We start from the raw sequence: 24,285 nt of genomic DNA on the forward strand, positions 1-24,285 counted from the left end.
AATTATTTATACGAAACGGCGTATTGAAGGGTGGCAGCGACTGTCCCAGCCTCTGCTTTCCCGGTAGAGTAATACCGCGCGGTATAAGTCGCGCTCGCTTCAGAAGCATTTGGTTCCAGCTGTAGGTCGCCGTCGCCAGTAAAGCCGCCGGTCAGATTGATTGGCTCCCCTGAAGTGTCGAGTAATTGGACTTCAACATTTTTCGCGCTGCCAGTATTACCCAGGTTACCGTTACTGGTGACCTGATTACCGACAAAGACAGTGGAAATTTTTGTTGTTTTGTCCTGAGAGCCGGTACACCCGGACAGCCCAATATCAAACGTTATTGGCCCCGCAGTTTTCCCTTGTTCTGATAAGTCTTTAGTACTTACTGTTGGCAATAACACGACGGGTTTAGCCTGATTACCATTAATCACGACAGAGCACGTTTCATCAGAGACTTCCCCTTGAAAGGTGATGGTGTTATCAGAAACAGCCATCGCGCTGCTGGAGACAAGAAGCGAGCCTGTGATCATTGCTAAATATTTTTTCATAGACATATGATAATGTTCCTGTATTAATCTTTACTTTTTCAGGACGAGTGCAATTCGCCCGAATGTTTCGTGCTTATGGAGGAGTGGTAAAAATAACGATCATTAACTCTATTTTTGGATGTGAGCTATACCCTCCTGACTATTGATAATGCGATATAAAACAAACAGACTTATTTCTCTTATCATGAAATAGAGCGATAAGCGCTTTCGTCCATACATCTCATTAGTACAACTGATAGTGTTATCATTTGATTGAGTGTAATCCGATAACAATTCTCTCCGCGTCTGAATAGATAGACTATGTTGCAATACAAACCTGCACATTTTTGCTATGTAAAATCCGCATCAGTTAAACCTCCCGATGGATAATACGATGGTGAGATTAAGGTAAATTTTCTGAAATGTGCTTCTGAAACAGTATAATTAGTCTTACTTTTTTCTTACTTTTGGCCTTTCAGAAGTTTCCTGAGTTTGCGTTAAGGTAAAGAAAAGTGTTCAGATTTACCTATAACTGTTTGATTTGTAATGTGCAGGTAATACTTGTGTCAATTATTGTTTACTATAAGTGAGACTTATAAGTTAAACTCAGGTTAATTAGGGGGCTGAATTCTTTTTTGAGCATGATAATATGTCGTCTGAATGATGGATGCAGTTACCTTTAGGATTGTCATGAATGAAAGCATATTTTTACTTGATAAGCGTGTTGTATTTGATAGTACGAAGATGACCTTATCGCATGGTAATGAGATAATCAGAATATCAGAAGCTGAGACCCATCTGCTTCTTGCTTTTTGGCATGGTCTTTACAAAAAAGAAGATATTATTCATTTTGTTTGGGAAAATCGTGGAGGCTGCGTCTCAGAATCAAGTTACTATAAACTCATTAATCAAATGAGAAATGATTTTAGTAGCATCGGTCTACAGTCATCTGACATCGTAACTCGCCCTCGGGTGGGGGTGTCGCTGTCTGTTGCCATTGAACCTATAAAAAAAATTACCTCCCTAAAGGTGAGTGATGAAAACGTTAAAGGCACCCCGACTCGGGAGAATATATTTTACAAAATTAAACGTCACAGCGTATTTGTGGTATTAACAGGAGCCATTCTTCTGGCATTGCTCTATGGTGTATTTACTATATATAAAGCGCCTGTTCGTAACAGCCCTGATAGTTTTTTTACATATCTTGGCGAATATAACGATTATGCAATCTATAAAACAAAAGAGGATAAGGTCACATTAAGTGAAGTAGTTTTTGCTTTTAACTCTCTAAAAATTAAAATTTACCGGCAAAATGGACGCCATCTTTATTATATCAGGGAGCCTAATATGAATATTTTTCTGCAATGCTTAAATCCTGTTGAAATGGCGGTGCCAAAATGTATTACAGTAAAAGAACGTTACTGATTATATTTGTAATATTTATCGGCATTGTCGCAATCGGATCGGTAATAGCGCTTGAGTGGGTAAATCGTGACTCTTATAGAACCAATAATCTTATATGCACGACAAAATCAGAAGCGTATATTGCGCCACGAAAATTGTACATGGATGGTGGACTTGTGCTGGATCTTAAATCCGGCAGGATTACCCTACACTACGATGTTACTACCGATACGAAAGAGAAGCGGCTTTTTTTTCGTGACATCTGCATCAGCAAACTGCGCAGAACGGGTATGAAAACATTTACTTTTAAAGTCAATTCAGTTAAGACTTTTGAGTCTGATACTGCTGGCGATTTGTTTTCCTGGTTGAGACTGTTACAGCCTGGTACGATTAATGAGTTAAAGATGGTCAAAATTGGGAAAAATACCTACATGTTTTCGCTTAATCGACATTTGTATAATGTGTGTACCACCAGTAGTAACGTTGAGTTGTAGCCAATAATCTCTGTATTGATGGGAATTCGTTCCGTGATGGTTATGCCTCATCAGGCAGCGAACCTGGCATCTGGCTAACATATTGAATTTAGATATCTGCTATCGCTTATTTTAACGATAGTATCCTGCCCCTGTTGGGTATTGATATTTTCTTGTCTATTTTCGGCACAGGGAGTGCCATCTTGCTATCATTAAGAACGTATAACCTATCTCTCAATATTGCTTTTCTATATTAATGTTACTTTAGTTAACTTATAAAAGCGTACAGTGGCAAAAGGAAGGCCGGTAAGAGGGCAATGATTTGAAAGTAAGAAAGCTATTTCTGATGTTGTTTATTGCCGTTCCACTGATCGTAATGATATTGGTGGGGTTACTCGCGGGTATCTTCCAGCTAAAACGAGATATCGCCGTCAGCGCCAATACGCTGCTGCGGTTTAGCGCGGATATATCTGCCGCCTCCTGGCAAGTCGCCGGAAAAGCCGCCAGACTGGCTGAGAGTTCCTGTACTGATACGCTGAAAGAACTGTCCAGAACGCGGGCCTTCACTCCTTATGTCCGTGACATTGGGTTTCTGGAAAATGGTGATATCACTTGCTCCTTTGTCACAGGAACCGAACGCTATCATTTTTCCCGGCTGGCAGGGCTTTCTTTACCTGCTTCTTATCCGGAACGGTGGTTGCGATCTATCGGTAGTATGGCCGAAGGACCCGATCGCCTTGTTGTGGTTTATGTGAAAAAAGTAGCAGCGAATAAAGCGGCTTTCGTCATTGTGGATTCGCAGTATGTCCAGGAGCTCATAGAGATATTGGCTGCAGAGAGAGCATCAGCCTTTAGCCTGACATTCGGCGCAGGGGAGGCGATTACCAGCGCTGCGACGTTGCGCGGTAAGGCGTTTTTAACGCAGCGGTTCACCTCAACCGATCACACTATCCAGCTGATGGTGCGAACCCCTTTCTCAACGTTATCGGCATACTGGTTACAAAACCTTTTTATTTTTGTTCCGCTGTCATTGTGTCTTTCTGTAGGGATGATGTTGTTCTACAGGCGCTGGTATTTAAAACGTTTATCTCTGGCCCGGGAGATTGCCAGGGGGATAACGCACAATGAGTTTACGGTACATTATCAACCTGTTTTTAACGTTAAACACGGTAGTTGCGGCGGCGTGGAGGCGCTAATGCGCTGGCCGCAACCGGATGGCCGTTTTATAACCCCGGATATTTTTATTACCGCCGCAGAAAATGAAGGCATGATTATTCCTCTCTCTCGTCATCTGTTCGAACTGATTGCTCATGACGCGATAAACTGGACTGTACCGGATGATTTCTATATCAGCGTAAATATATCGCCTGCGCATCTTATGGATGACGGTTTTATACAAGATATAGAGGCGCTCAGGACTCGTTTGGGAACGATAACGCTTATGTTGGAGCTCACCGAACGTAGCCTGATTGTAGAACCTTCACAGGTCGCAGAAAAACTTTCAACGCTCCGTGAAAAAGGCGTGTTAATAGCGATTGATGATTTTGGAACCGGCTATTGCTCACTCTCCTATCTCCAGCAATTACCTGTAGACTCTCTTAAAATAGACAGAACGTTTATCGATACCATTGATACCAGCAGCAATGATGTTCCTGTCCTGGATACTATCATCACGCTGAGTCAGCGACTGGGGCTTAATGTGGTTGCCGAAGGGGTCAGTACCCAGCACCAATTGCGTTATATCTTAAGCCACGGGGTAGGATTCGTTCAGGGATTTCTTTATGCCAGGCCGATGGAGGCTAATGACTTTATGAGCTGGCTTGGCAAGTCAGCCCAGAGGCAAAATGGTTTGCTCAAGGGGGAAAACGAATCTGCGAGTGGCCTGGTGGCTGAATAATACAGGTGCTCGCTACGGAAAAAAATTCAATAGCGCGATATATCCTGGTAATATGTTTATGCCGTGAAGAAACGTGATAGCACTGGGGCGGATATTTTTATGAGTCAGAACAATTATCTGATTGACAAAAGGGTTATTCTTGATTGTGAACGAATGACGCTTTCCTGCGCCGGAGAGTCGATAACGATATCTGAATCGGAACGCAGTTTGCTTATCGCTTTTCATGAAGGCCTTTTTAAAAAAGATGATTTAATTAACTATGTCTGGGGGCGCAAAGGTGTCGTGGTCTCTGATGCCAGTTATTATAAATTGATTAACCAGCTACGAGGGTCATTTGATAAAATTGGTCTTAAGGGGGCGTCTGTTGTGACTCGTCCTCGCGTGGGTGTTTTACTCTCAGTTTCCATTGAACCGTTGAGTGATGAGGCGCAAAATACGCCGTTGCCTGCTGTTGCTGAAACAGAAGTATCGACGGTTGAAGTGCGGCACGATGACACTATTATTACCCCAATACCGGGCGCTGTGAATAAAAAAGATTGGCTCTACTTTTGCCTGGCCGCGCTTCTGATGTTTTTTATGATGTATAAAGTTAAGGGTGAAAATATTGATTACTTTACCCTTCAGGGTTCGTATGATGGATACATTTTTTATAGTGTCGGGCATGATAAAACCCATCTGACGGATATCGTTGAAGCGTACTCTGAGATGAGTAATGAAATACATAAACAAAACGGAAAAATTATTTATTACATTCGCGTTCCTAATACAAATATTTTTGTCCAGTGTCTTAACCAACTTGATATAGCGGAGCCGAAATGCATTTCCATAAAAGAACGTTATTAAGCGTGGCGACGCTTGGTATGTTGGCTGTTTCAGTCGTACTGATGGTAGTTTGGGTACGAAACAGTAGCCATAGTTCTATTAATACTAATGAATTTTTATGTACGACAAGAACGGTAACGACGATACAACCTAAAGATATCCATGCCGATGGCAGTCTTGTTCTTGATTTTAAGATGAAGAGAATTACGCTTCAATATGAAATAAAAACAAAAGATAACGGTGTAAAAATATTATACCGGGACGTATATATGAAAAATTTACATCGAACAGCGCCTGGTGTTTATACGTTCGAAGTATCCCAGGTAAAAGTCTTTGCCACGGACACGGCTGGCGATCTGTTATCATATTTACGGGTTCTGCATCCGGAAGCGGCTAATGAGATTCGAATATCTAAAGTGGGTGAGAAAACCTTTTTTTATTCTCTTAATCGGCAGCTTTATAACGTTTGTACCGCGCAGTAGATCTGAATGTTGTCTGAATGCGTCAGAAAGCGAGTTGCGAAATTGCCCTCCGCAAGGGTAAAGGTTAACTCAATAATCAAATAAAATTCATATAAAACAATGAGTTATGAATTTTTTACTCTTCATGGAGGTAGCTGATACTCGCTGATAACCTCTCGCAGTCCGCCCGACGGATGCGATGCCAGGATCGGGTCTGAAGCAACTATGAATCCGCTATTAATAAAAAAGTAAGAACTCTGTAAGACTGATTTCATATCCATTATCGAATATATCAGGTTATATTACCTCCGCAGTTGGCATGACTGGTAATAAGCGCATTAGGTGCTCTTAATCTAAATGCTATTTGTGTGCCATAAGTTCCGGTACCGCCTTAATTATATATCAAAAATGGAGTGGTTTTAATGAAAAGACGGTCTTCGTTCCTTGTTTTTTTAGGTTTATTATTAGCGTCACCTTTAGCTTTGGCTAACGATCAGCACACCGTATCGTTTGGTTATGCACAAACTCATCTCAGTTCATTGAAAAATAGCGATAGCAAAGATCTGCGAGGCTTTAATTTTAAATATCGTTACGAGTTTAATGAGACCTGGGGGATGTTAGGCTCATTCACCGCGACGCGCAATGAAATGGAGAACTACACCTGGAAAGAGGGGAAATTGCATAAAAATGGTTCCGATTCTGTAGACTACGGTTCTTTGATGTTTGGACCAACATATCGTTTTAATGACTATGTGAGCCTGTACGGCAATGCGGGTATAGCGACGATGAAATTTAATAAACACTCAAAAGAAGACTCCTTTGCCTACGGCGCTGGCGTAATATTTAATCCAGTTAAGAGTATATCTATCGATGCATCATGGGAAGCCAGTCGTTTCTTCGCTGTGGATACCAATACATTTGGTGTCAGCGTAGGTTATCGCTTCTGACATTAAAAGTATAAGCGTTACGTTTATGGCAAGGAATTAAAAATAATATGGCGCTGCTACAGAATAGGGATGGTTATGAGCGCTCAGGTAATCTTAAGAGGAAGATAAAACACTCACCGTAGCGTTATTCTATTGATGAAATTATGATAAATTCACTATCGGAACAACTTCCGTTAAAAACGATAGGTATAGTTTTAACGGATGATTATTATACTTATTTAGGCATCGCTTCACTCTTTGAGGATGGGAAGTGCTTTATGTTCCCACTCAATGGAGAATATAATTCGTGTCAGATATCAGCTAGCGAAGATATCATAATTATTATTGATGGACGAGTTTTGATTCAGGGGGGCTGGAAAGGTTTTAAGGCGCTCATGCAGCATTATCCACATGCTCGTCGAATCTGGCTCACGCGCAGAGATATTGGAAAACTTTATCCACATGGCTGCGATAGAGATCCTGATATCGATCCCGATTTGGCAAAGCCTGTTTTTATTGAGCATTTCATTAAATATGCTTGTGCAAACGATGTAGCGGTCGGTGAACTTGCGCCGTTGACAAAAAAGGAGGAGGAGTTGTTATGGCACTTTTTATATAAAAAGTCGATGAGTCAGATCGCCAGTAGCTATGGCATGAGTCGTAAGACTTTGTACATTCATAGATTGCGTATCTGTCGTAAATATGGCTTCAAACGTTTTTTCCATTTGCTATTTATTTACCAAAGAAGTCGCCATATCTTCGCATCTAAAATTTTCCGTGTAGACAAAAACGCCGATCAGGCTTGAAGCAAACAAGATGAAAAAGTTAACGATGAGAGAGTGTGAAAGCATCAATCCTACTTTGCTGCTTGCCATTAAGATACTTATCTCGGCGCTTGACGAAAAAACAAAAATAAGGCTCAGAGAGCATATTGAAAAAACTGAACAAGAAATAGCCTCAAGCATACATGATAGCATCATGACAGAGACTTTTCTTCAGCAAATGAAAGACATTCGTTACATCTTAAATATAGTTCCTTGACGGCGTTCAGAAGCAAGAACGCGTTATTATTTAATGATTAATAGACCAGGTATTAGTATGAAAAAGATCTTAGTATGTTTCGTCGGCTTGGCTTTAACCGCATGTAGCGCTAATTCGTTGAATTATGGCGCTGAACAGGTACGGGTGATGACCAGCGAGCCAGGTAAGGAATGCAGCTACTTAGGGGATATCACGGGCAGCCAGGGGAATTTCTTTACCGGTGGCTGGACTTCCAACAGTAACCTGGAAACGGGTGCCCGTAACGATCTGAAAAACAAAGCTTATAAAATGGGCGGCAATACGGTAGTCCTGTTAACCCAGCGTGCAGGCCAGACAGGAAGTTCATGGCACGGTTCGGGCTCAAGCAAACAAACCAATGTCACGTTAAGCGGGAACGTTTATCGTTGCCCTCGTTAACCTTATTTTGCAGGCAATATATGCCTGTTTAGCGCGCGCGCCGCACTGGCGACGCGGGCGCTATTTGGGCTAACCTTGCTTTTTCTCGCTGTATTCCCGCCAACCGCCGCCTAATGCTTTATACAGGTTAATGATATTTAACTGTTGCATGAGACGTGTGCGTACCAGGCGCTGTTGCGCGCCATAAAGCATACGATGGGTATCAAGCAGCGTAAGGTAGTCATCGACGCCTTCCTGAAAACGGAGTCCGGCCAGCTCATAGGCGATTTGGCTGGCTTCAACCGCGCGTTGTTCTGATTGCACCTGGTCATTCAGCGTACGCTGTCCCGCCAGACCATCCGCCACGTCGCGAAAGGCTTGCTGAATAACGTTTTCATACCTGGCGATTTCAATCTGTTTTTGGACATGCGCCCTATCCAGGTCAGCGCGTAATGCGCCGCCGTGAAAGAGAGGCAAGGTGATTTGCGGTAGAAAACGCCAGCTTCCCGATCCCGGTTCAAAGAGTCCGCTAAGAGACGCGCTGGCCGTTCCCGCCGTGCCTGTCAGGCTGATGGTCGGGAAGAAGGCGGCGCGCGCTGCGCCTATCCGGGCGTTTGCGCCGCGCAGCCTGTACTCGGCGGCGCGAATATCCGGGCGGCGTACCAGCAGATCTGACGGTAATCCGCCTGGCAGAGTGGTCGGGATCGCGTCTTCCGTAAGCGTGACCGCTTCGTTTAGTCGACGCGACAGTTCAGGCGTGAGCGGCTGGCCCAACAGCAATTCCAGCGCGTTACGATCCCGCGCCAACTGTCGCGTATACGCCGCGCGATTGATTTCGGCAGAACGCAGCGCGATCTCCGCCATACGCAGATCGAGCTGTGTGGCGTTGCCTGTCCGGGCAAGCTGGGTTGTCAATGTGTATGAACTTTTTTGCGCGGCCAGCGTATTTTCGGTTAAGCGCAGCAGCTCCCGGTCAGCCCGTAGCGTCAGCCAGGCGCTGGCGACTTCGGAAACCAGGCTCATTCGCGCCGCAATGTACGTCTCATCAAGCGCCATATAGGCGGCTAATGCCTGGTCGCTAAGGCTTCGCACTCGCCCCCAGAGATCCAGTTCCCAGGCCGTCGTCGCCCCAGCCATCTCGTAGCGTCGGTTAATCTCAGGCTCGTCCGTGACGCTGAGATCGGCGGGAGTGCGACCGGCGTCCATGGCGGTGGCGATGCCGAGCGTCGGCAGCATCTCCGCGCGCTGAATACGGTATAACGCCCGGGCGGCTTCAACATTGAGCCCTGCCTTGCGTAAATCCCGATTATTGCGTAACGCGATCGCAATCAGTTCCTGTAGAAGCGGATCGTGGAAGAAATCACGCCAGCCAATGTCAGCGGCATCCGGCGCGCCAGAAACAGTTGACGTTGCGTAGGGATAGACCATCGCAGTCGGCGATGCGGGGCGTTCGTGCTTCGGCGCCATCGTACAGCCAGCAAGCGTGGTGACGAAAGCAAGCGTCGCCAGCGTGGCGGTCTGCCGATAGCCTGTAAAAATGATCTTCATTATGCCATTCCCATCATTATGCTTGCTGATCATGCGAATCAACGCGGTTCTCACGCTTTAATGCCATCCTGCGAACCACCACGTAAAATACAGGCGTCAATAACAGGCCGAAGAGCGTGACGCCCAACATGCCGGCAAACACGGCGATGCCCATCGCATGTCGCATTTCCGCGCCGGCACCCGTCGCGAGTACCAGCGGTACTACACCTGCGATAAAGGCGAATGAGGTCATCAGGATAGGACGCAGACGCAGGCGGGACGCTTCCAGCACGGCGGTCAGCGGGTCTGCGCCGTCGTGTTCTTTGGCGCGGGCAAACTCGACAATCAAAATGGCGTTCTTGGCCGCCAGGCCGACCAGCACCACGAAACCAATCTGCGTAAAGATATTGTTATCTCCGCCAGATACCCACACGCCGACAATGGCTGAGAGTAATGACATAGGCGCAATAAGTAGGATGGCGAAGGGCAGCGACCAACTGTTGTACTGCGCCGCCAGGATCAGGAAGGCCAGCAGCACCGCCAGCGCAAAGATAGCAAGCGCGGAGTTGCCGGCCTGTTTTTCCTGATAAACCAGATCGGTCCATTCGAAGACCATCCCTTCCGGCAACGTTTCACGCACGATCTTTTCAATCGCGTCCGTCGCCTGTCCGGAGGAGAAGCCCGGAGCCGGTCCTCCGCTAATATCTACCGAGGGGAAGCCGTTGTAATGGATGATTCTGTCCGGCCCCGACTGGCGCATAATCGTGACGAAAGCGCTAAGCGGGATCATCTCGCCCTTCGCATTGCGGACTTTAAGCAGGCCGATATCCTCTTGCTGCATACGGAATGGCGCATCGGCCTGCGCCATCACCCGCCAGGTACGGCCAAATCGGTTGAAATCGTTGACGTAAAGCGAGCCGAGGTTAATTTGCAACGTTTCAAAGATGTCGGTGAGCGATACCCCCATTGATTTCGCCTTCACCCGGTCGATATCCACCTGTAATTGCGGGGCGTTCGTCTGGAAACTGGCCAGCATATTGGCCAGTTCGGGCGTCTGCATCGCCTTAGACATAATCTCGCTTTGCACCTTTGTCATCGCTTCAAATCCCAGTTCCGCACGATCTTCAATCTGCAATTTAAAGCCGCCCGTCGCGCCAAGCCCTGGAACCGGCGGTGGCGGGAAGATGCCAATAAATCCGTCGGGAATGTGGCTAAATTTGTGCATTAGCTTTCCGGCGATAGCGTTAGCGGAAAGCGAAGGATCTTCACGCTCGTCAAAGGGTTTCAGCATGGCGAACATCAGCGCCGAATTTGGCACATTTACCGGGCCGTTAACCGACAGGCCGGGGAAGACGACGACGCTTTCGACGCCGGGTTCCGCCAGTGCGATAGCGGACATCTGTTTTACGACCGCCTCTGTGCGATCCAACGATGCGCCGCTTGGGAGCTGGGCGATGCCGACGAGATAGTATTTATCCTGCGCAGGCACAAACCCGTTCGGCACCTGATGGAAGCCAAGCCAGGTCAGCCCCACAAAGCCAGCATAGAGCACCATCACAATGACGCTGCCGCGCACGGCCCGACGGACGGCGCTAACATAGCGGTTCGACGCGCTGTCGAAGAAACGGTTAAAGCGATGGAAAAAACCGCCAGTGACCGTGCCCATCAACCGCGTTAGCCAGTCAGCCTTCGCAGTATCGTGGTGCGGTCTTAGCAAAATGGCAGCCAGCGCAGGGGAGAGCGTCAGCGAGTTAATGGCCGAAAGGATGGTCGAAATAGCGATGGTCAACGCGAACTGACGATAAAACTCACCCTGCAGGCCCGCCAGGAATGCGGAAGGGATAAAGACCGCCGTCAGCACCGAGGTAATAGAAAGAATGGGACCAGTGACTTCATCCATCGCCTTTTTTGCCGCCTCTCCGGGGCTTTTGCCCTGCGAGATATGCCGTTCCACGTTTTCGACCACAACGATGGCGTCATCGACAACGATACCTATCGACAGGACCAAACCAAACAGCGAAAGCGTATTCAGCGAAAAGCCAAACAGGTGCATCAAGGCAAAGGTGCCGACCAGCGAAACGGGAACCGCCACCAGAGGAATAATGGACGCCCGCCAGGTTTGCAGGAACAGCACCACGACAAGGACGACCAGCACGAGGGCTTCCAGCAACGTAATCGCCACCGATTGTAGCGATGCGCGCACGAAGACCGTAGGATCATAGGCAATCCGGTATTCGATATCCTGCGGGAAGTTTTGCTGCAACTCATCCATTTTGCCGCGAATTGCGTTAGATACGTCAATCGCATTGGCGCCCGGACTTTGAATAATCTGTAACGCTGGCGCCGCTTCGCCATTCAGTAAACTACGCAGCGTATAGGCATCTGCGCCCAGCGTGACGCGGGCGACATCACGCAGACGCGTCACCTCGCCGTCAGCGCCGATTTTTACCACAATCTCGCCGAACTGTTCTTCGCTGGTCAGGCGGCCCAGCGTGTTTACCGTCATCTGAAAAGCGGCGGAGGCCTCCGGCTGTTGCCCGACGGAGCCGGCGGCGACCTGTACGTTTTGTTCCCGCAACGCCGTAACGATATCACTGGCGGTAAGACCGCGGTTGGCGATTTTCGCCGGGTCCAGCCAGACGCGCATGGCGTACTCGCCCGCGCCCCAGACGAGAACATCGCCGACGCCAGGTAAACGGGCCAGTTCGTCGCGAACCTGCCGGATGGCGAAGTTAGACAGGTAAAGCGAGTCATAGCGTTTTTGCGGCGAGACAAGATGGACCACCATCAACATATCGGGGGACGTTTTCTCCGTTACAACGCCAATTCGCTGGACTTCTTCGGGCAGGCGAGGCAGCGCGCGGGATACCCGGTTTTGCACCTGAATTTGCGCCATATCAGGATCGGTTCCCTGTTCGAAGGCGATAGAGATAACCATGCGACCATCAATGGCCATCTGGGTATTCATATACAACATGCCGTCAACGCCGTTGATCACCTGTTCCAGCGGCGCGGCTACCGTATCGGCAATCACTTGCGGGTTAGCGCCGGGGTAGCTGGCGCTAACCTGTACCGTGGGTGGCGTAACGGCCGGATATTCACTCAGCGGCAGTTTTAAAAAGGCGATAGCGCCAGCCAGCAGCATTAACAGCGACAGGACGATGGCGAAGATGGGCCGTGCGATGAAAAAGTGGGTGAATTTCATTGGCGCACCGCCTTCGACGCGCTGTCGCCGTCCGCTTTAGTCAATGTCGCGGTCTGTTTATCGGTCACATTCTGCCGCATCGGCACCAGACGCGGCGCAACGGTCATGCCAGGACGCACCAGCCCCTTGAGGATGATTTTTTCTCCCGGCTGTACTCCCTGTGTAACGACGCGGAGTCCATCGACCATTTGTCCCAGCTCAACCGGACGATACTCCACCTGATTCTCCTTGCCGACGATCAGCACATAGTTTTTGCCCTGATCGGCGCTCACCGCCAGATCGTCAATTAGCACGGTTTCCCGCGGCTCGCCGATGGGCAAACTGATTCGGGCAAACAGGCCGGGAGAAAGCATTCCGTCGGGGTCAGGAATCACGGCGCGTGCCCGGATAGTGCCGGTGCTGCGGTTCATCTGATTGCCCATAAAGTCGAGTACGCCCTGATAAGGCAGCCCGTTATCGGTGGTTAACCCCATGTTGACTACCGGTGGATTTTTGTCGGAGCGGGTATGCCGTAACGCCTTCAGCCAGGTGGCTTCGTCAATATCGAAATACACATACATGGGATTGTGAGACACGATAGTCGTCAGAAGCGTGGCGTTACCCGCTACGCCGCCGCTGACCAGATTGCCCCGGGTTACCAGTATGCGGTCAACGCGTCCGGCAATGGGCGCGGTAATACGGGTCCAGGAGAGTTCAAGGCGCGCTGCGGCGACGGCGGCTTTGGCCGATTGCATCTGCGCCTGTCGCGCATTACGCGTGGCGGTGACATCGTCAGCGTTTTTACGTGATACGGCGCCGCTGGCGACCAGTCGTTGAATGCGATCGAAATCCGCCTGCGCCTGGCGGGCCAGTACTTCAGCCTGACGTAATTGCGCGACGGCGGTGTCGAGGGCGACCTCGAACGGGCGCGGATCGATCTGGAACAGCAGTTGTCCGCGGCTTACCAGACGTCCTTCCGGAACGCTGACGGCGTCAAGGGTTCCTCCCACGCGCGAACGCAGCTCCACGGTCTCCGGCGCGGCCAGAAAACCGGTGAATTCCGCCGTAGGCGCGAGTGTGCGGCTAAGGGCTTTAGCAACCGGTACCGACGGTGGAGGCGGCGCGCTGGCCGGTGGTCCGACGGCGTTGTCTTTATCCCATAGTGCTTCGCCGGCCATGTAAATCACGCCCCCGATGGCGGCGATGACGCCGGCTATCAACATAATTTTGAATGTTCTACGCATGTCGTTTCCCTCTTTACCGCAGCGTGTTGGCCATTCCGCAACGCTGCCGCAGAATTTTTGGCAAAGGCTAGGCGTTACAACGAAGGAAAGGTCAAGCGTTCCTGACGGGTTTTTTCGGGGCGTGGGTCGGCATCGTGGCGTAAATGTCTCGCATCATCTTCTTTTATGAGCCATCTCACATTCTCGCCGAACCGTGCAGCCTGAATACGCTTGACCTTCCCACAATGGCAAGCTTTAGGCTTTCTGATACCGAATAGTCAGGATGGGGAAGTCGTCATGAGTCAGTCAGAAAATCGTCACGACACGATAAGCTTGCTTATTGAAGGTATGACCTGCGCGTCGTGCGTCGCTCGCGTTGAAAAAGGTATTAAGGCTGTGCCTGGCGTAACGGACGCTACGGTGAATCTGGCGACGGAGCGCGCCACCGTTCGCGGGACGGCGTCGGCGGAGGCGGTGATCGCGGCGATTGAAAAAACGGGGTATGAGGCGCGACCGGTAGAGACGGCGGGGCAGGGCGAAGACGACTCTCAAGAGAAAAAAGAGGCCGAGCGCGTCAGGCTGAAGCGCGATCTGATTCTCGCCAGCGTGCTGGCGCTCCCCGTTTTTGTGCTTGAAATGGGCTCGCACCTTATTCCTGGTATGCACGAGTGGGTGATAAAAACGATTGGCCTGCAACAAAGCTGGTACTGGCAATTTGCACTGACCCTGTTGGTGCTGACGATCCCCGGTCGCCGTTTTTACCTTAAAGGGTTCCCGGCGCTGGCGCGTCTGGCGCCGGACATGAACTCGCTGGTCGCCGTGGGAACCGCAGCGGCATTCGGCTACTCGCTGGTGGCGACCTTTACGCCCGACCTGTTGCCTGAAGGGACGGTAAACGTCTATTACGAGGCCGCCGCAGTGATTGTCGCGCTTATTCTGCTGGGGCGCTTTCTGGAGGCAAGGGCGAAGGGGCGGACTTCCGAAGCGATTAAACGTCTGGTGGGGCTACAGGCGCGGGTCGCGCATGTGTTACGCGAGGGCCGCATCGTGGATATCCCTGTCGACGAGGTTGTGCTGGGCGACTGTGTGGAGGTTCGGCCAGGCGAGCGGATCCCGGTTGACGGCGAAGTGACCGAAGGCCGCAGCTTCGTTGACGAGTCGATGATTACCGGCGAACCGATACCGGTTGAGAAATCCGCAGGAAGCGCGGTGGTGGGCGGTACCGTCAACCAAAAAGGCGCGCTCACGCTGCGGGCGACCGCCGTCGGCGGACAGACCATGCTGGCGCAAATCATTCGTCTGGTGGAACAGGCGCAGGGTTCAAAACTGCCGATTCAGGCCGTCGTGGATAAAGTGACGCTGTGGTTTGTCCCAATGGTAATGCTTATTGCTGCGCTGACCTTTGTGGTATGGCTGGCGTTTGGGCCGTCGCCTGCGCTGACTTTCGCTCTGATCAATGGTGTTGCGGTTCTGATTATCGCCTGTCCTTGCGCGATGGGCCTGGCGACGCCGACCTCCATTATGGTGGGAACCGGTCGTGGGGCGGAAATGGGCGTGCTGTTCCGTAAGGGGGAGGCGTTACAGCTACTCAAAGACGCTAAGGTGGTGGCCGTAGACAAAACCGGGACGCTTACCGAAGGCCGCCCGGTACTGACCGATCTCGACGTGGCCAGCGGCTTTGAACGCCGTGAGGTGCTGGCGAAAGTCGCGGCGGTAGAATCGCGTTCAGAGCATCCGATTGCCCGTGCGATTGTCGTGTCGGCAGAAGAGGAAGGGATCGCGCTACCAGGCATGAGCGGCTTCGAATCGGTGACCGGGATGGGCGTATACGCTACCGTTGACGGTACGCGTGTTGACGTGGGGGCCGATCGCTATATGCGCGAAATTGGCGTGGATATTAGCGGCTTCGCCACCACCGCCGAACGGTTAGGACAGGAAGGGAAATCGCCGCTCTATGCGGCTATTGACGGTCAACTGGCAGCGATTATCGCCGTGGCCGATCCGATCAAACCCAGTACGCCCGCCGCAATTAACGCTTTACATCAGCTCGGCATTAAGGTCGCCATGATCACTGGCGATAATGCCCGCACGGCACAGGCTATCGCCAGACAGTTAGGGATTGATGACGTGGTCGCCGAGGTATTGCCAGAAGGGAAAGTCGAGGCGATACGGCGCCTGAAAGCGGCGTATGGGCAGGTGGCGTTTGTCGGCGATGGCATCAACGATGCGCCAGCGCTGGCGGAGTCCGACGTGGGGCTGGCGATTGGCACCGGCACCGATGTGGCGGTGGAATCCGCCGACGTCGTACTAATGTCCGGCAACCTGCAAGGCGTGCCGAATGCTATCGCGCTGTCTAAAGCGACCATCCGCAATATCCACCAGAATCTGTTCTGGGCCTTTGCTTACAATACGGCGCTGATTCCTGTCGCGGCAGGCGCGCTATTTCCGGTCTGGGGCATATTATTGTCACCGGTATTCGCCGCAGGGGCGATGGCGATGTCGAGCGTGTTCGTGCTGGGCAACGCTTTGCGGCTGCGCCGTTTCCGGGCGCCGATGGCAACCCCATCCGACACATCCACGACATGAGGAGGAGCGTCATGAACATCGGTAAAGCAGCTAAAGCATCGAAAGTCTCGGCCAAAATGATTCGCTACTATGAACAGATTGGTCTGATTCCCGCGGCAAGTCGGACGGATTCCGGCTATCGGGCCTATACCCAGGCTGATGTTAATCAATTGCATTTTATACGCCGCGCGCGCGATCTCGGCTTTTCAGTTGCTGAAATCAGCGACTTACTGAATCTTTGGAATAACCAGTCGCGGCAAAGCGCTGACGTCAAACGCCTGGCGCAGACGCACATTGATGAACTGGACAGACGTATCCAGAACATGCAGCACATGGCGCAAACCCTCAAAGCGCTGATTCACTGCTGCGCCGGCGACGCGCTGCCAGATTGCCCCATTCTGCATACGCTTGGACAACCTGACGATAGCGAGCCGGAGGCGCGTACCGGAGCGGTATTGCGCCGTCCTCGTCGCCACGGACTGGCAAAGCGTCTGTAAGTCCTGAGATTACGCTTGACCTTCCAACACTGGCAAGGCCCAGACTGGCAACAGTTCCCACACAAAAGGAGTTCACTATGCAGTTCCATATTGATGACATGACCTGCGGCGGCTGCGCCAGTACGGTAAAAAAGACGATTCTGACTCTTGATGCTAATGCGACGGTGAGAACCGACCCGGCGACGCGTCTGGTTGACGTTGAAACGTCGCTATCCGCGGAGCAGATTGCCGCCGCCCTGCAAAAGGCCGGTTTCCCGCCGCGCGAAAGGTAATCGGCAATGGCGATCGGTCTGGCGACAGGCCGGTCGCGATACGCTAGCCACGCTTCGCTTTTCTTGGCGTGAGATAATCCCCATAAAAAATGTGACAAATCATGTGCCAGTAAGCTTTGTTAATAATATGTAATGATTTGTCTATTTTTGCTAACATTTTACCTGCTATATACAAAAAGATAACAAATAAGTAGCGCAACGCTACCTTGTTACGTCGCTTTGACGACGGGAGCGTTCCAGCGTTTCGCCGCTTCAAAGCTTGATGTTATTTTTTGATGCAGGACACTACCTATGTACACCCCCCTGAACTGGACGACGACACAACGACATGTGGCGTTTGCCAGCTTTACCAGTTGGATGCTGGATGCGTTTGATTTCTTTATCCTTGTCTTTGTACTTAGCGATCTCGCCGAATGGTTTCACGCTTCCGTATCGGACGTTTCCATTGCGATTATGCTGACCCTGGCGGTACGTCCCATTGGCGCGCTGCTATTTGGCCGAATGGCGGAAAAGTACGGACGTCGACCGATACTGATGCTCAATATTCTGTTCTTCACGGTGTTTGAACTGCTTTCCGCCTGGTCGCCCACCTTCATGGCATTTCTGATTTTTCGGGTCATGTACGGCGTGGCGATGGGCGGGATATGGGGCGTTGCGTCATCACTGGCGATGGAAACCATTCCCGATCGTTCGCGTGGCCTGATGTCGGGCATTTTTCAGGCGGGCTATCCCTGCGGCTATCTGTTCGCCTCGGTTATTTTTGGCCTCTTCTACAGTATGGTAGGCTGGCGCGGCATGTTCCTGATTGGCGCCCTGCCTGTTGTCTTGCTGCCTTATATCTGGTTTAAAGTGCCGGAATCCCCCGTCTGGCTGGCGGCCAGAGCGCGTAAAGAGAATACCGCGCTGCTTCCTGTTCTGCGCAAACAGTGGAAGTTGTGTCTGTATCTGGTGCTGGTCATGGCGTTCTTTAACTTTTTCAGTCACGGCACGCAGGATCTCTATCCTACCTTCCTGAAGATGCAGCATGGTTTTGATCCGCATCTGATCAGTATCATTGCGATTTTTTATAACATTGCCGCCATGCTCGGCGGTATTTTCTACGGTACGCTATCGGAACGTATTGGGCGTAAAAAAGCGATCATGATCGCCGCCTTTCTTGCGCTTCCGGTACTCCCGCTATGGGCATTTTCCAGCGGATCATTCACGATTGGCCTGGGCGCGTTCCTGATGCAGTTTATGGTGCAGGGCGCCTGGGGAGTCGTGCCGACCTGGCTGAACGAGCTGGTTCCGGCGAATGCGCGCGCCGTGCTGCCAGGGTTTGTTTACCAACTCGGTAATTTACTGGCGTCGGTTAATGCGACGTTACAGGCCCGCATCGCGGAAACGCATGGTGGCAATTACGGGTTGGCAATGGCGATCGTGGCTGGCGCGGTGGCTATTTTAATCTGTGTATTTGTGGCATTTGGTCGCGAGACCCGGGGAGTCGTCATCTCCGGTACAGATAGCGACGCCCTCCCGGAGTCGGCCATCAGTCATCGCACGTAAACACTACGCTCCTGGCGCATACTGTCGCCGGGAGCACGCCTTCCTCCCGTCGTTTTCACGCCCTTTCAACGAACAACAAAGGTTAATGATGGCATCTGCCGTTCGTGACCATTACAATCATCGCTTACTTTTTTCTTTATAAGAAATTGATTGCTGCACCTTAAAATTATCAACGGAGCGAAGATATCATGTTGAAAGATAACCAAAAACACAACGAGTCTGTTGCCCCGAATAGCGCCTTTCTGTCTGAGTTACAACGTGCATTACCGGAATTTTTTACCGCCGATCGCTATAACGAGCAGGGCGAACTGATCGCGAAAGGCGGATTTGATCTCGCCAAATTTGAGCGCGCGTTGAAAGCGCGTAATATTGATGAGCTGACTAGCGGTTATCAGATTGATTTTATTGGCAAAGATTACGCAAAAAAACAGGCGGGTGAAAAATCCGTTACCGTTATCGTTCCTGACGTGGAACACAATACTCTGGCAGAAAATAAAAACAGCCATAATCTTTTTCTGACCGGAGATAATCTGGATGTGTTACGCCATCTGCAAAATAATTACGCCGATACCGTCGATATGATCTATATCGATCCCCCTTATAACACCGGATCGGACGGGTTTGTCTATCCCGATCATTTTGAATATAGCGATCGGGCGTTGCAGGATATGTTTGGTCTTAATGATACTGAACTGGCACGTTTAAAATCCATTCAGGGTAAATCGACGCACTCCGCGTGGTTATCTTTCATGTATCCGCGTCTTTTCCTGGCCAGGAAGCTCCTGAAAGATACCGGATTTATTTTTATCTCTATCGACGATAATGAGTACGCCAATCTTAAATTAATGATGGATGAGATTTTTGGCGAAGGCGGATTTGTCACCAATGTGATGTGGAAGCGCAAAAAAGAGATTTCTAACGACTCTGATAACGTTTCCATCCAGGGGGAATACATTCTTGTTTATGCCAAAACCGGTCAGGGCGCTTTACGTTTAGAACCGCTTTCTAAAGAGTATATTCAGAAATCCTATAAAGAACCGACCGAACAGTTTCCAGAAGGGAAATGGCGACCGGTGCCGTTAACGGTGTCAAAAGGGCTGAGCGGCGGCGGCTATACCTATAAAATTACCACGCCGAACGGTACGGTACACGAAAGACTATGGGCTTATCCTGAAGCCAGTTACCAAAAACTGGTGGCCGATAATCTGGTCTATTTTGGCAAAGATAACGTCGGTATTCCCCAGCGAGTCATGTACGCGCATCACAGTAAGGGGCAGCCAACGACCAATTACTGGGATAACGTAGCGTCGAATAAAGAGGGGAAAAAGGAGATTCTGGATCTCTTCGGCGACAACGTTTTTGATACGCCGAAACCGACCGCATTATTGAAGAAAATCATCAAGCTCGCTATCGATAAAGACGGCGTCGTCCTGGACTTTTTTGCCGGTTCCGGCACTACGGCCCATGCGGTGATGGCGCTGAATGAAGAAGATGGGGGGCAACGCACGTTTATTCTGTGTACTATCGATCAGGCATTAAGCAATAACACTATCGCGAAAAAAGCAGGTTATAACACTATTGATGAAATCAGCCGCGAGCGAATTACACGCGTTGCGGCGAAGATCCGCGCCAACAATCCCGCAACCAATAGCGATCTCGGTTTTAAACATTATCGTTTTGCCACTCCGACACAGCAGACGCTGGACGATCTGGATAGCTTCGATATTGCTACCGGCCATTTTATCAATACCAGCGGTCAACTGGCCGCTTTTACCGAGTCAGGATTTACCGACATGATCAATCCTTTTTCCGCCAGAGGATTGGGCGTGCCGGGCGGCGCAAGCGGCGAAGAGACCTTATTAACGACATGGCTGGTCGCCGATGGTTATAAAATGGATATTGACGTACAGACCGTTGATTTTTCCGGCTATTGCGCCAGGTATGTTGATAATACGCGCCTGTATCTGATTGATGAACGATGGGGAACCGAGCAGACCCGCGATCTTCTCAACCACATTGGTACGCACCAGCTTCCGGTTCAGACCATTGTCATTTACGGCTACTCTTTCGACCTTGAATCCATTCGTGAACTGGAAATCGGCTTAAAACAGCTTGATCAAAAAGTGAACCTGGTGAAGCGTTATTAAGAGGGGATGATGATGAATATTTTACTGGAAGAACTTCCCCATCAGGAACAGGCGTTAGCGGCGATTCTGGCGAGTTTCACCGGTATCGATCACGCGCAAGCCGATCATAATCACTATGCTAATCCGCTGATTAAGGAACGTTACGACGATAAGGCCAATATTGACGTTAAAATGGAGACCGGGACGGGCAAAACCTATGTCTATACCCGGTTGATGTATGAACTGCATCAGAAGTATGGCCTCTTCAAATTTGTGCTGGTGGTGCCGACGCCAGCCATTAAAGAAGGCGCGCGGAACTTTATCACCAGCGATTACGCCAGACAGCATTTTTCACAGTTCTACGAAAATACGCGGATGGAACTTTGCACCATTAACGCCGGTGATTTTAAAGTAAAGTCGGGGCGTAAAAATTTTCCGGCCCAGCTATTAAGTTTTACTGATGCCAGCCGTCGTGATAGCCATACGATTCAGGTTTTGCTGATCAATGCGCAAATGCTCAATTCCGCCAGTATGACGCGAGACGATTACGATCAAACGCTACTGGGTGGGCTGACGTCGCCTGTTAAAGGGCTGCAAATGACGCGACCGGTGGTCATTATTGATGAACCGCATCGTTTTGCGCGAGATAACAAATTTTATCGAGCGATTCAGGCTATTCAGCCGCAAATGATCGTCCGCTTTGGCGCTACCTTCCCGGATATTGTAGAAGGTAAGGGTAAAAATAAATGTGTACGTAAAGATTACTATCGCCGGCAACCGCAGTTTGATCTCAACGCGGTGGACAGTTTTAACGATGGTTTGGTGAAAGGTATTGATATTTATTACCCGAATCTCCCCGAGGAACAGGCCAACAACCGTTATATCGTTGACAGCGTCACGGCAAAGAAATTAATCCTCCGACGGGGGAGCAAAATTGCCGAGGTTGGCGTGGGCGAAAATCTCGCCGATGTCGATGCAGGATTTGAAGGCAGTATCGAATATGCCGGCAGTAAAATGTTGTCGAACGATCTGGAGCTGGAGGCAGGGATGGCGCTGGTGCCAGGAACCTTTGGCGCGAGCTACCAGGAACTGATTATTCAGGAAGCCATTGATAAGCATTTTGATACCGAGCAGGCAAATTTCTTACGCAGCAATGAGCCAGAAAATAATGCCCCGCGTATTAAGACCTTAAGCCTTTTCTTTATTGACAGTATTAAAAGCTATCGTGATGACGAAGGCTGGTTGAAAGTCACTTTTGAGCGTTTGCTGAAAAAGAAACTGACGCAACTGATTGACGAGTATCAGCGCAAGACCCTGCCGCGAGAAGTGGAGTATCTGTCGTTTCTGCAGGCCACGCTCGCCAGCCTGCACTCGGATAACCAAAACGTCCACGCTGGTTACTTTGGCGAAGACCGCGGAAGCGGCGATGAGGCGATCCAGGCTGAGGTAGATGATATTCTGAAAAATAAAGAGAAGTTGCTCAGTTTTTCAGACCATCACGGCAACTGGGAAACGCGCCGCTTTCTGTTTTCAAAATGGACGCTTCGCGAAGGCTGGGATAACCCGAATGTTTTTGTCATTGCTAAATTACGTTCTTCCGGTAGCGAGTCGAGCAAAATTCAGGAAGTGGGGCGCGGCCTGCGGCTACCGGTAGATGAAAACGGCCATCGCGTTCATCAGGAAGAGTGGCCGTCCCGACTGTCGTTTCTGATTGGTTATGATGAAAAAGCGTTTGCCAGTATGCTGGTTGATGAGATTAATCGCGACAGCAAAGTTCAGCTTAACGAGCAGAAACTGGATGAGGCGATGATCACTCTCATCGTCACCGAGCGGCAAAAAGTCGATCCTGCGTTTACGGAGCTTCGTTTGCTGGAAGATCTGGATGATAAAAAACTGATCAACCGGAGTAATGAGTTTAAACCCAGCGTCACGCTTAACGGGGAAACCAAAAGTGGTTTTGCGTGGCTACTGGAGTTCTACCCTGAGCTGACGCAGGCGCGGGTGCGAGCGGATCGCATTCGTGACAATAAGCCCGCCTCCCGACTGCGAGTCAGGTTACGCAAAGAGAATTGGGAACAACTTAGCAGTATCTGGGAGCAGTTTTCCCGCCGTTATATGCTGCAATTCGAGCGTAGCGGCGCTTCTCTGGAACAGATTGCCGCCGAGGTGCTGCGCGATCCGGCGCTGTATATACGCCAGAAGCCAAGCCAGGTGCAACAACGGCTGGTATCGAATGAAGATAATGGCCGTTTTGAAGTGGCGCAGCGGGAAGGCGAATTAGCCGCCAGCGAATTTATGGCGGGCATGAAATATGGCCATTTTCTTAAGCAACTGGCGTTACGCACCAGTCTGCCGGTTAACGTCCTGCACCCGGTGTTAATGGCGATGCTGCGTGATGTTTTGCACGGAGATTCACGCTATTTAAGCGAGATCTCGTTGGACAATATGACCCGCGCATTACAGACGCGGATTAATGCGCATTTTGCGCAGCGCCACGATTATCTGCCTCTCGACTTCCAGGCTTCAACGTCGGTATTTGATTCCACGGCACGGCAGTTCAGAGAGGAGATTAGCGCTGAAATTGTGGGGAAAAATGTGGATGAGAATGCGATAGACGATCCTCGTTCTCTCTATCAAATACCGCCGTTGCGTTATGACAGCGTCGATCCAGAATTGCCGCTATTAAAATACGATTATCCGCAACAGGTTTCTGTGTTTGGCAAACTGCCTAAGCGGGCCATTCAGATCCCCAAATATACGGGGGGCTCTACTACGCCGGATTTTGTGTACCGTATTGAGCGTCAGGACGCCGACAGCGTTTATTTACTGGTTGAAACTAAAGCAGAAAATATGCGCGTAGGCGATCAGGTTATTCTTGATGCGCAACGTAAATTCTTCGATATGCTGCGTCGGCAAAATATCAATGTCGAGTTTGCGGAAGCGACCAGCGCGCCGGCGGTATTTTCTACGATCAATGGCTTGATTGAGGGGAAGGCAAACTAACGGGTTTGAATGGACCTTAACGGTTATCTTTTTGATAGACCATATAAAATGGCCGCCGCGCAGCGAGCGTTGCGGTCATTCTCCCTGTGCTAATCCCCCGTCCCGTAAACCGCGTTGACTTGAAGGTTATCGTTTTACGTCTATTCTTAACTTTCAGCTAAGCGTATTTTGCTGAAATTGCAAATAGTCTTGAAGACGCTGTTTTTTTGTTTTGCCGTTATTTTTATAACGGCCAGGTAGATATTGCCAAGTGAATGTAACTAAGGGAGACATGTTATGCTAAATAGATACTACCGTTTCGCTGTCGAAAAAGACGACCCCTCCGAAGCGCCAGAGTCGGGCGATAAGCCTGACAGCCAGCCGCAAAAAAAATCGTAATTTATCTGGATATTCCCCGACGTTTTTACGTTT

General features: G+C 50.0%; 19 protein-coding genes and 1 pseudogene. 16 read left to right on the forward strand and 4 right to left on the reverse strand.

What is annotated here, in order from left to right:
• Window positions 1-2 precede the first annotated feature (2 nt).
• Complete coding sequence (locus NA986_RS10805; RefSeq protein WP_000062035.1) at window positions 3-539, reverse strand: fimbrial protein; 537 nt, start codon at window positions 537-539, stop codon at window positions 3-5.
• Between the two features lie 663 nt (window positions 540-1,202).
• On the opposite strand from NA986_RS10805, the gene NA986_RS10810 reads away from it, so the two are divergent.
• The 9 genes and pseudogenes from NA986_RS10810 to NA986_RS10850 all read left to right on the forward strand — a co-directional run bounded on the left by NA986_RS10810 (window position 1,203) and on the right by NA986_RS10850 (window position 7,953).
• Window positions 1,203-1,937: a winged helix-turn-helix domain-containing protein gene (locus NA986_RS10810; RefSeq protein WP_001005866.1), complete on the forward strand. Its 735-nt coding sequence runs from the start codon at window positions 1,203-1,205 to the stop codon at window positions 1,935-1,937.
• Window positions 1,910-2,210 (forward strand): annotated as a pseudogene (locus NA986_RS10815) (hypothetical protein). The gene NA986_RS10810 and the pseudogene NA986_RS10815 overlap by 28 nt, the downstream one beginning before the upstream one ends.
• Window positions 2,211-2,711: 501 nt before the next feature.
• Entirely contained in the window at window positions 2,712-4,286 is a 1,575-nt protein-coding gene (locus tag NA986_RS10820) for an EAL domain-containing protein (protein WP_077957191.1), read from the forward strand.
• Between the two features lie 99 nt (window positions 4,287-4,385).
• Entirely contained in the window at window positions 4,386-5,129 is a 744-nt protein-coding gene (locus NA986_RS10825; RefSeq protein ID WP_070793885.1) for a transcriptional regulator, read from the forward strand.
• Window positions 5,102-5,590, forward strand: coding sequence for a hypothetical protein (locus NA986_RS10830; RefSeq protein ID WP_000545426.1), 489 nt, complete (start codon window positions 5,102-5,104; stop codon window positions 5,588-5,590). Before NA986_RS10825 ends, NA986_RS10830 begins: the two co-directional genes overlap by 28 nt.
• 401 nt (window positions 5,591-5,991) lie before the next feature.
• Window positions 5,992-6,516 (forward strand): Ail/Lom family outer membrane beta-barrel protein, encoded by a 525-nt coding sequence (locus tag NA986_RS10835; RefSeq protein ID WP_000830237.1) that lies wholly within the window; start codon window positions 5,992-5,994, stop codon window positions 6,514-6,516.
• 143 nt (window positions 6,517-6,659) lie between these two features.
• Window positions 6,660-7,301, forward strand: a complete 642-nt coding sequence (locus NA986_RS10840; RefSeq protein WP_023217003.1) for a helix-turn-helix transcriptional regulator — start codon at window positions 6,660-6,662, stop codon at window positions 7,299-7,301.
• A 10-nt stretch (window positions 7,302-7,311) separates the two neighbouring features.
• The gene (locus NA986_RS10845) at window positions 7,312-7,536 is read left to right on the forward strand and encodes a membrane protein (protein ID WP_000737124.1); all 225 of its coding nucleotides are present in this window, start codon (window positions 7,312-7,314) and stop codon (window positions 7,534-7,536) included.
• Between the two features lie 57 nt (window positions 7,537-7,593).
• The gene (locus tag NA986_RS10850) at window positions 7,594-7,953 is read left to right on the forward strand and encodes a DUF4156 domain-containing protein (RefSeq protein WP_000722978.1); all 360 of its coding nucleotides are present in this window, start codon (window positions 7,594-7,596) and stop codon (window positions 7,951-7,953) included.
• A 69-nt stretch (window positions 7,954-8,022) separates the two neighbouring features.
• Here NA986_RS10850 and mdsC read toward each other — a convergent pair whose 3' ends face one another.
• Genes mdsC through mdsA form a run of 3 tightly spaced genes read right to left on the reverse strand, consistent with a single transcriptional unit; the run spans window position 8,023 to window position 13,887 of the window.
• Window positions 8,023-9,480, reverse strand: a complete 1,458-nt coding sequence (gene mdsC / locus NA986_RS10855; protein ID WP_023217004.1) for a multidrug efflux transporter outer membrane subunit MdsC — start codon at window positions 9,478-9,480, stop codon at window positions 8,023-8,025.
• 16 nt (window positions 9,481-9,496) lie between these two features.
• Entirely contained in the window at window positions 9,497-12,664 is a 3,168-nt protein-coding gene (mdsB, locus tag NA986_RS10860; protein WP_023217005.1) for a multidrug efflux RND transporter permease subunit MdsB, read from the reverse strand.
• Entirely contained in the window at window positions 12,661-13,887 is a 1,227-nt protein-coding gene (gene mdsA / locus NA986_RS10865; RefSeq protein WP_001254851.1) for a multidrug efflux RND transporter periplasmic adaptor subunit MdsA, read from the reverse strand. The genes mdsB and mdsA overlap by 4 nt, the downstream gene beginning before the upstream one ends.
• 276 nt (window positions 13,888-14,163) lie before the next feature.
• On the opposite strand from mdsA, the gene golT reads away from it, so the two are divergent.
• The 7 genes from golT to ssaA all read left to right on the forward strand — a co-directional run bounded on the left by golT (window position 14,164) and on the right by ssaA (window position 24,252).
• Window positions 14,164-16,452, forward strand: a complete 2,289-nt coding sequence (gene golT / locus NA986_RS10870) for a gold/copper-translocating P-type ATPase GolT (RefSeq protein ID WP_023217006.1) — start codon at window positions 14,164-14,166, stop codon at window positions 16,450-16,452.
• Window positions 16,453-16,463: 11 nt separating this feature from the next.
• Window positions 16,464-16,928: an Au(I) sensor transcriptional regulator GolS gene (gene golS, locus NA986_RS10875; protein ID WP_001020583.1), complete on the forward strand. Its 465-nt coding sequence runs from the start codon at window positions 16,464-16,466 to the stop codon at window positions 16,926-16,928.
• A gap of 77 nt (window positions 16,929-17,005) precedes the next feature.
• Window positions 17,006-17,200 carry a gold resistance metallochaperone GolB gene (gene golB, locus NA986_RS10880; RefSeq protein ID WP_001159470.1) on the forward strand — a complete coding sequence of 65 codons (195 nt, stop codon included), beginning with the start codon at window positions 17,006-17,008 and terminating at the stop codon, window positions 17,198-17,200.
• Between the two features lie 291 nt (window positions 17,201-17,491).
• Window positions 17,492-18,745 (forward strand): MFS transporter, encoded by a 1,254-nt coding sequence (locus NA986_RS10885; protein ID WP_000288503.1) that lies wholly within the window; start codon window positions 17,492-17,494, stop codon window positions 18,743-18,745.
• A gap of 188 nt (window positions 18,746-18,933) precedes the next feature.
• Window positions 18,934-20,892: a site-specific DNA-methyltransferase gene (locus NA986_RS10890; protein ID WP_023217007.1), complete on the forward strand. Its 1,959-nt coding sequence runs from the start codon at window positions 18,934-18,936 to the stop codon at window positions 20,890-20,892.
• A gap of 9 nt (window positions 20,893-20,901) precedes the next feature.
• On the forward strand, window positions 20,902-23,874 hold the full coding sequence (locus NA986_RS10895; protein ID WP_077957189.1) for a type III restriction-modification system endonuclease: 2,973 nt from the start codon (window positions 20,902-20,904) through the stop codon (window positions 23,872-23,874).
• Window positions 23,875-24,150: 276 nt separating this feature from the next.
• Window positions 24,151-24,252, forward strand: coding sequence for a small effector SsaA (gene ssaA / locus NA986_RS10900; protein ID WP_000934834.1), 102 nt, complete (start codon window positions 24,151-24,153; stop codon window positions 24,250-24,252).
• Window positions 24,253-24,285: the final 33 nt, after the last annotated feature.

Origin of the sequence: Salmonella sp. NW177 (genome assembly GCF_051811585.1) — a bacterium.
GTDB lineage: Bacteria > Pseudomonadota > Gammaproteobacteria > Enterobacterales > Enterobacteriaceae > Salmonella > Salmonella enterica.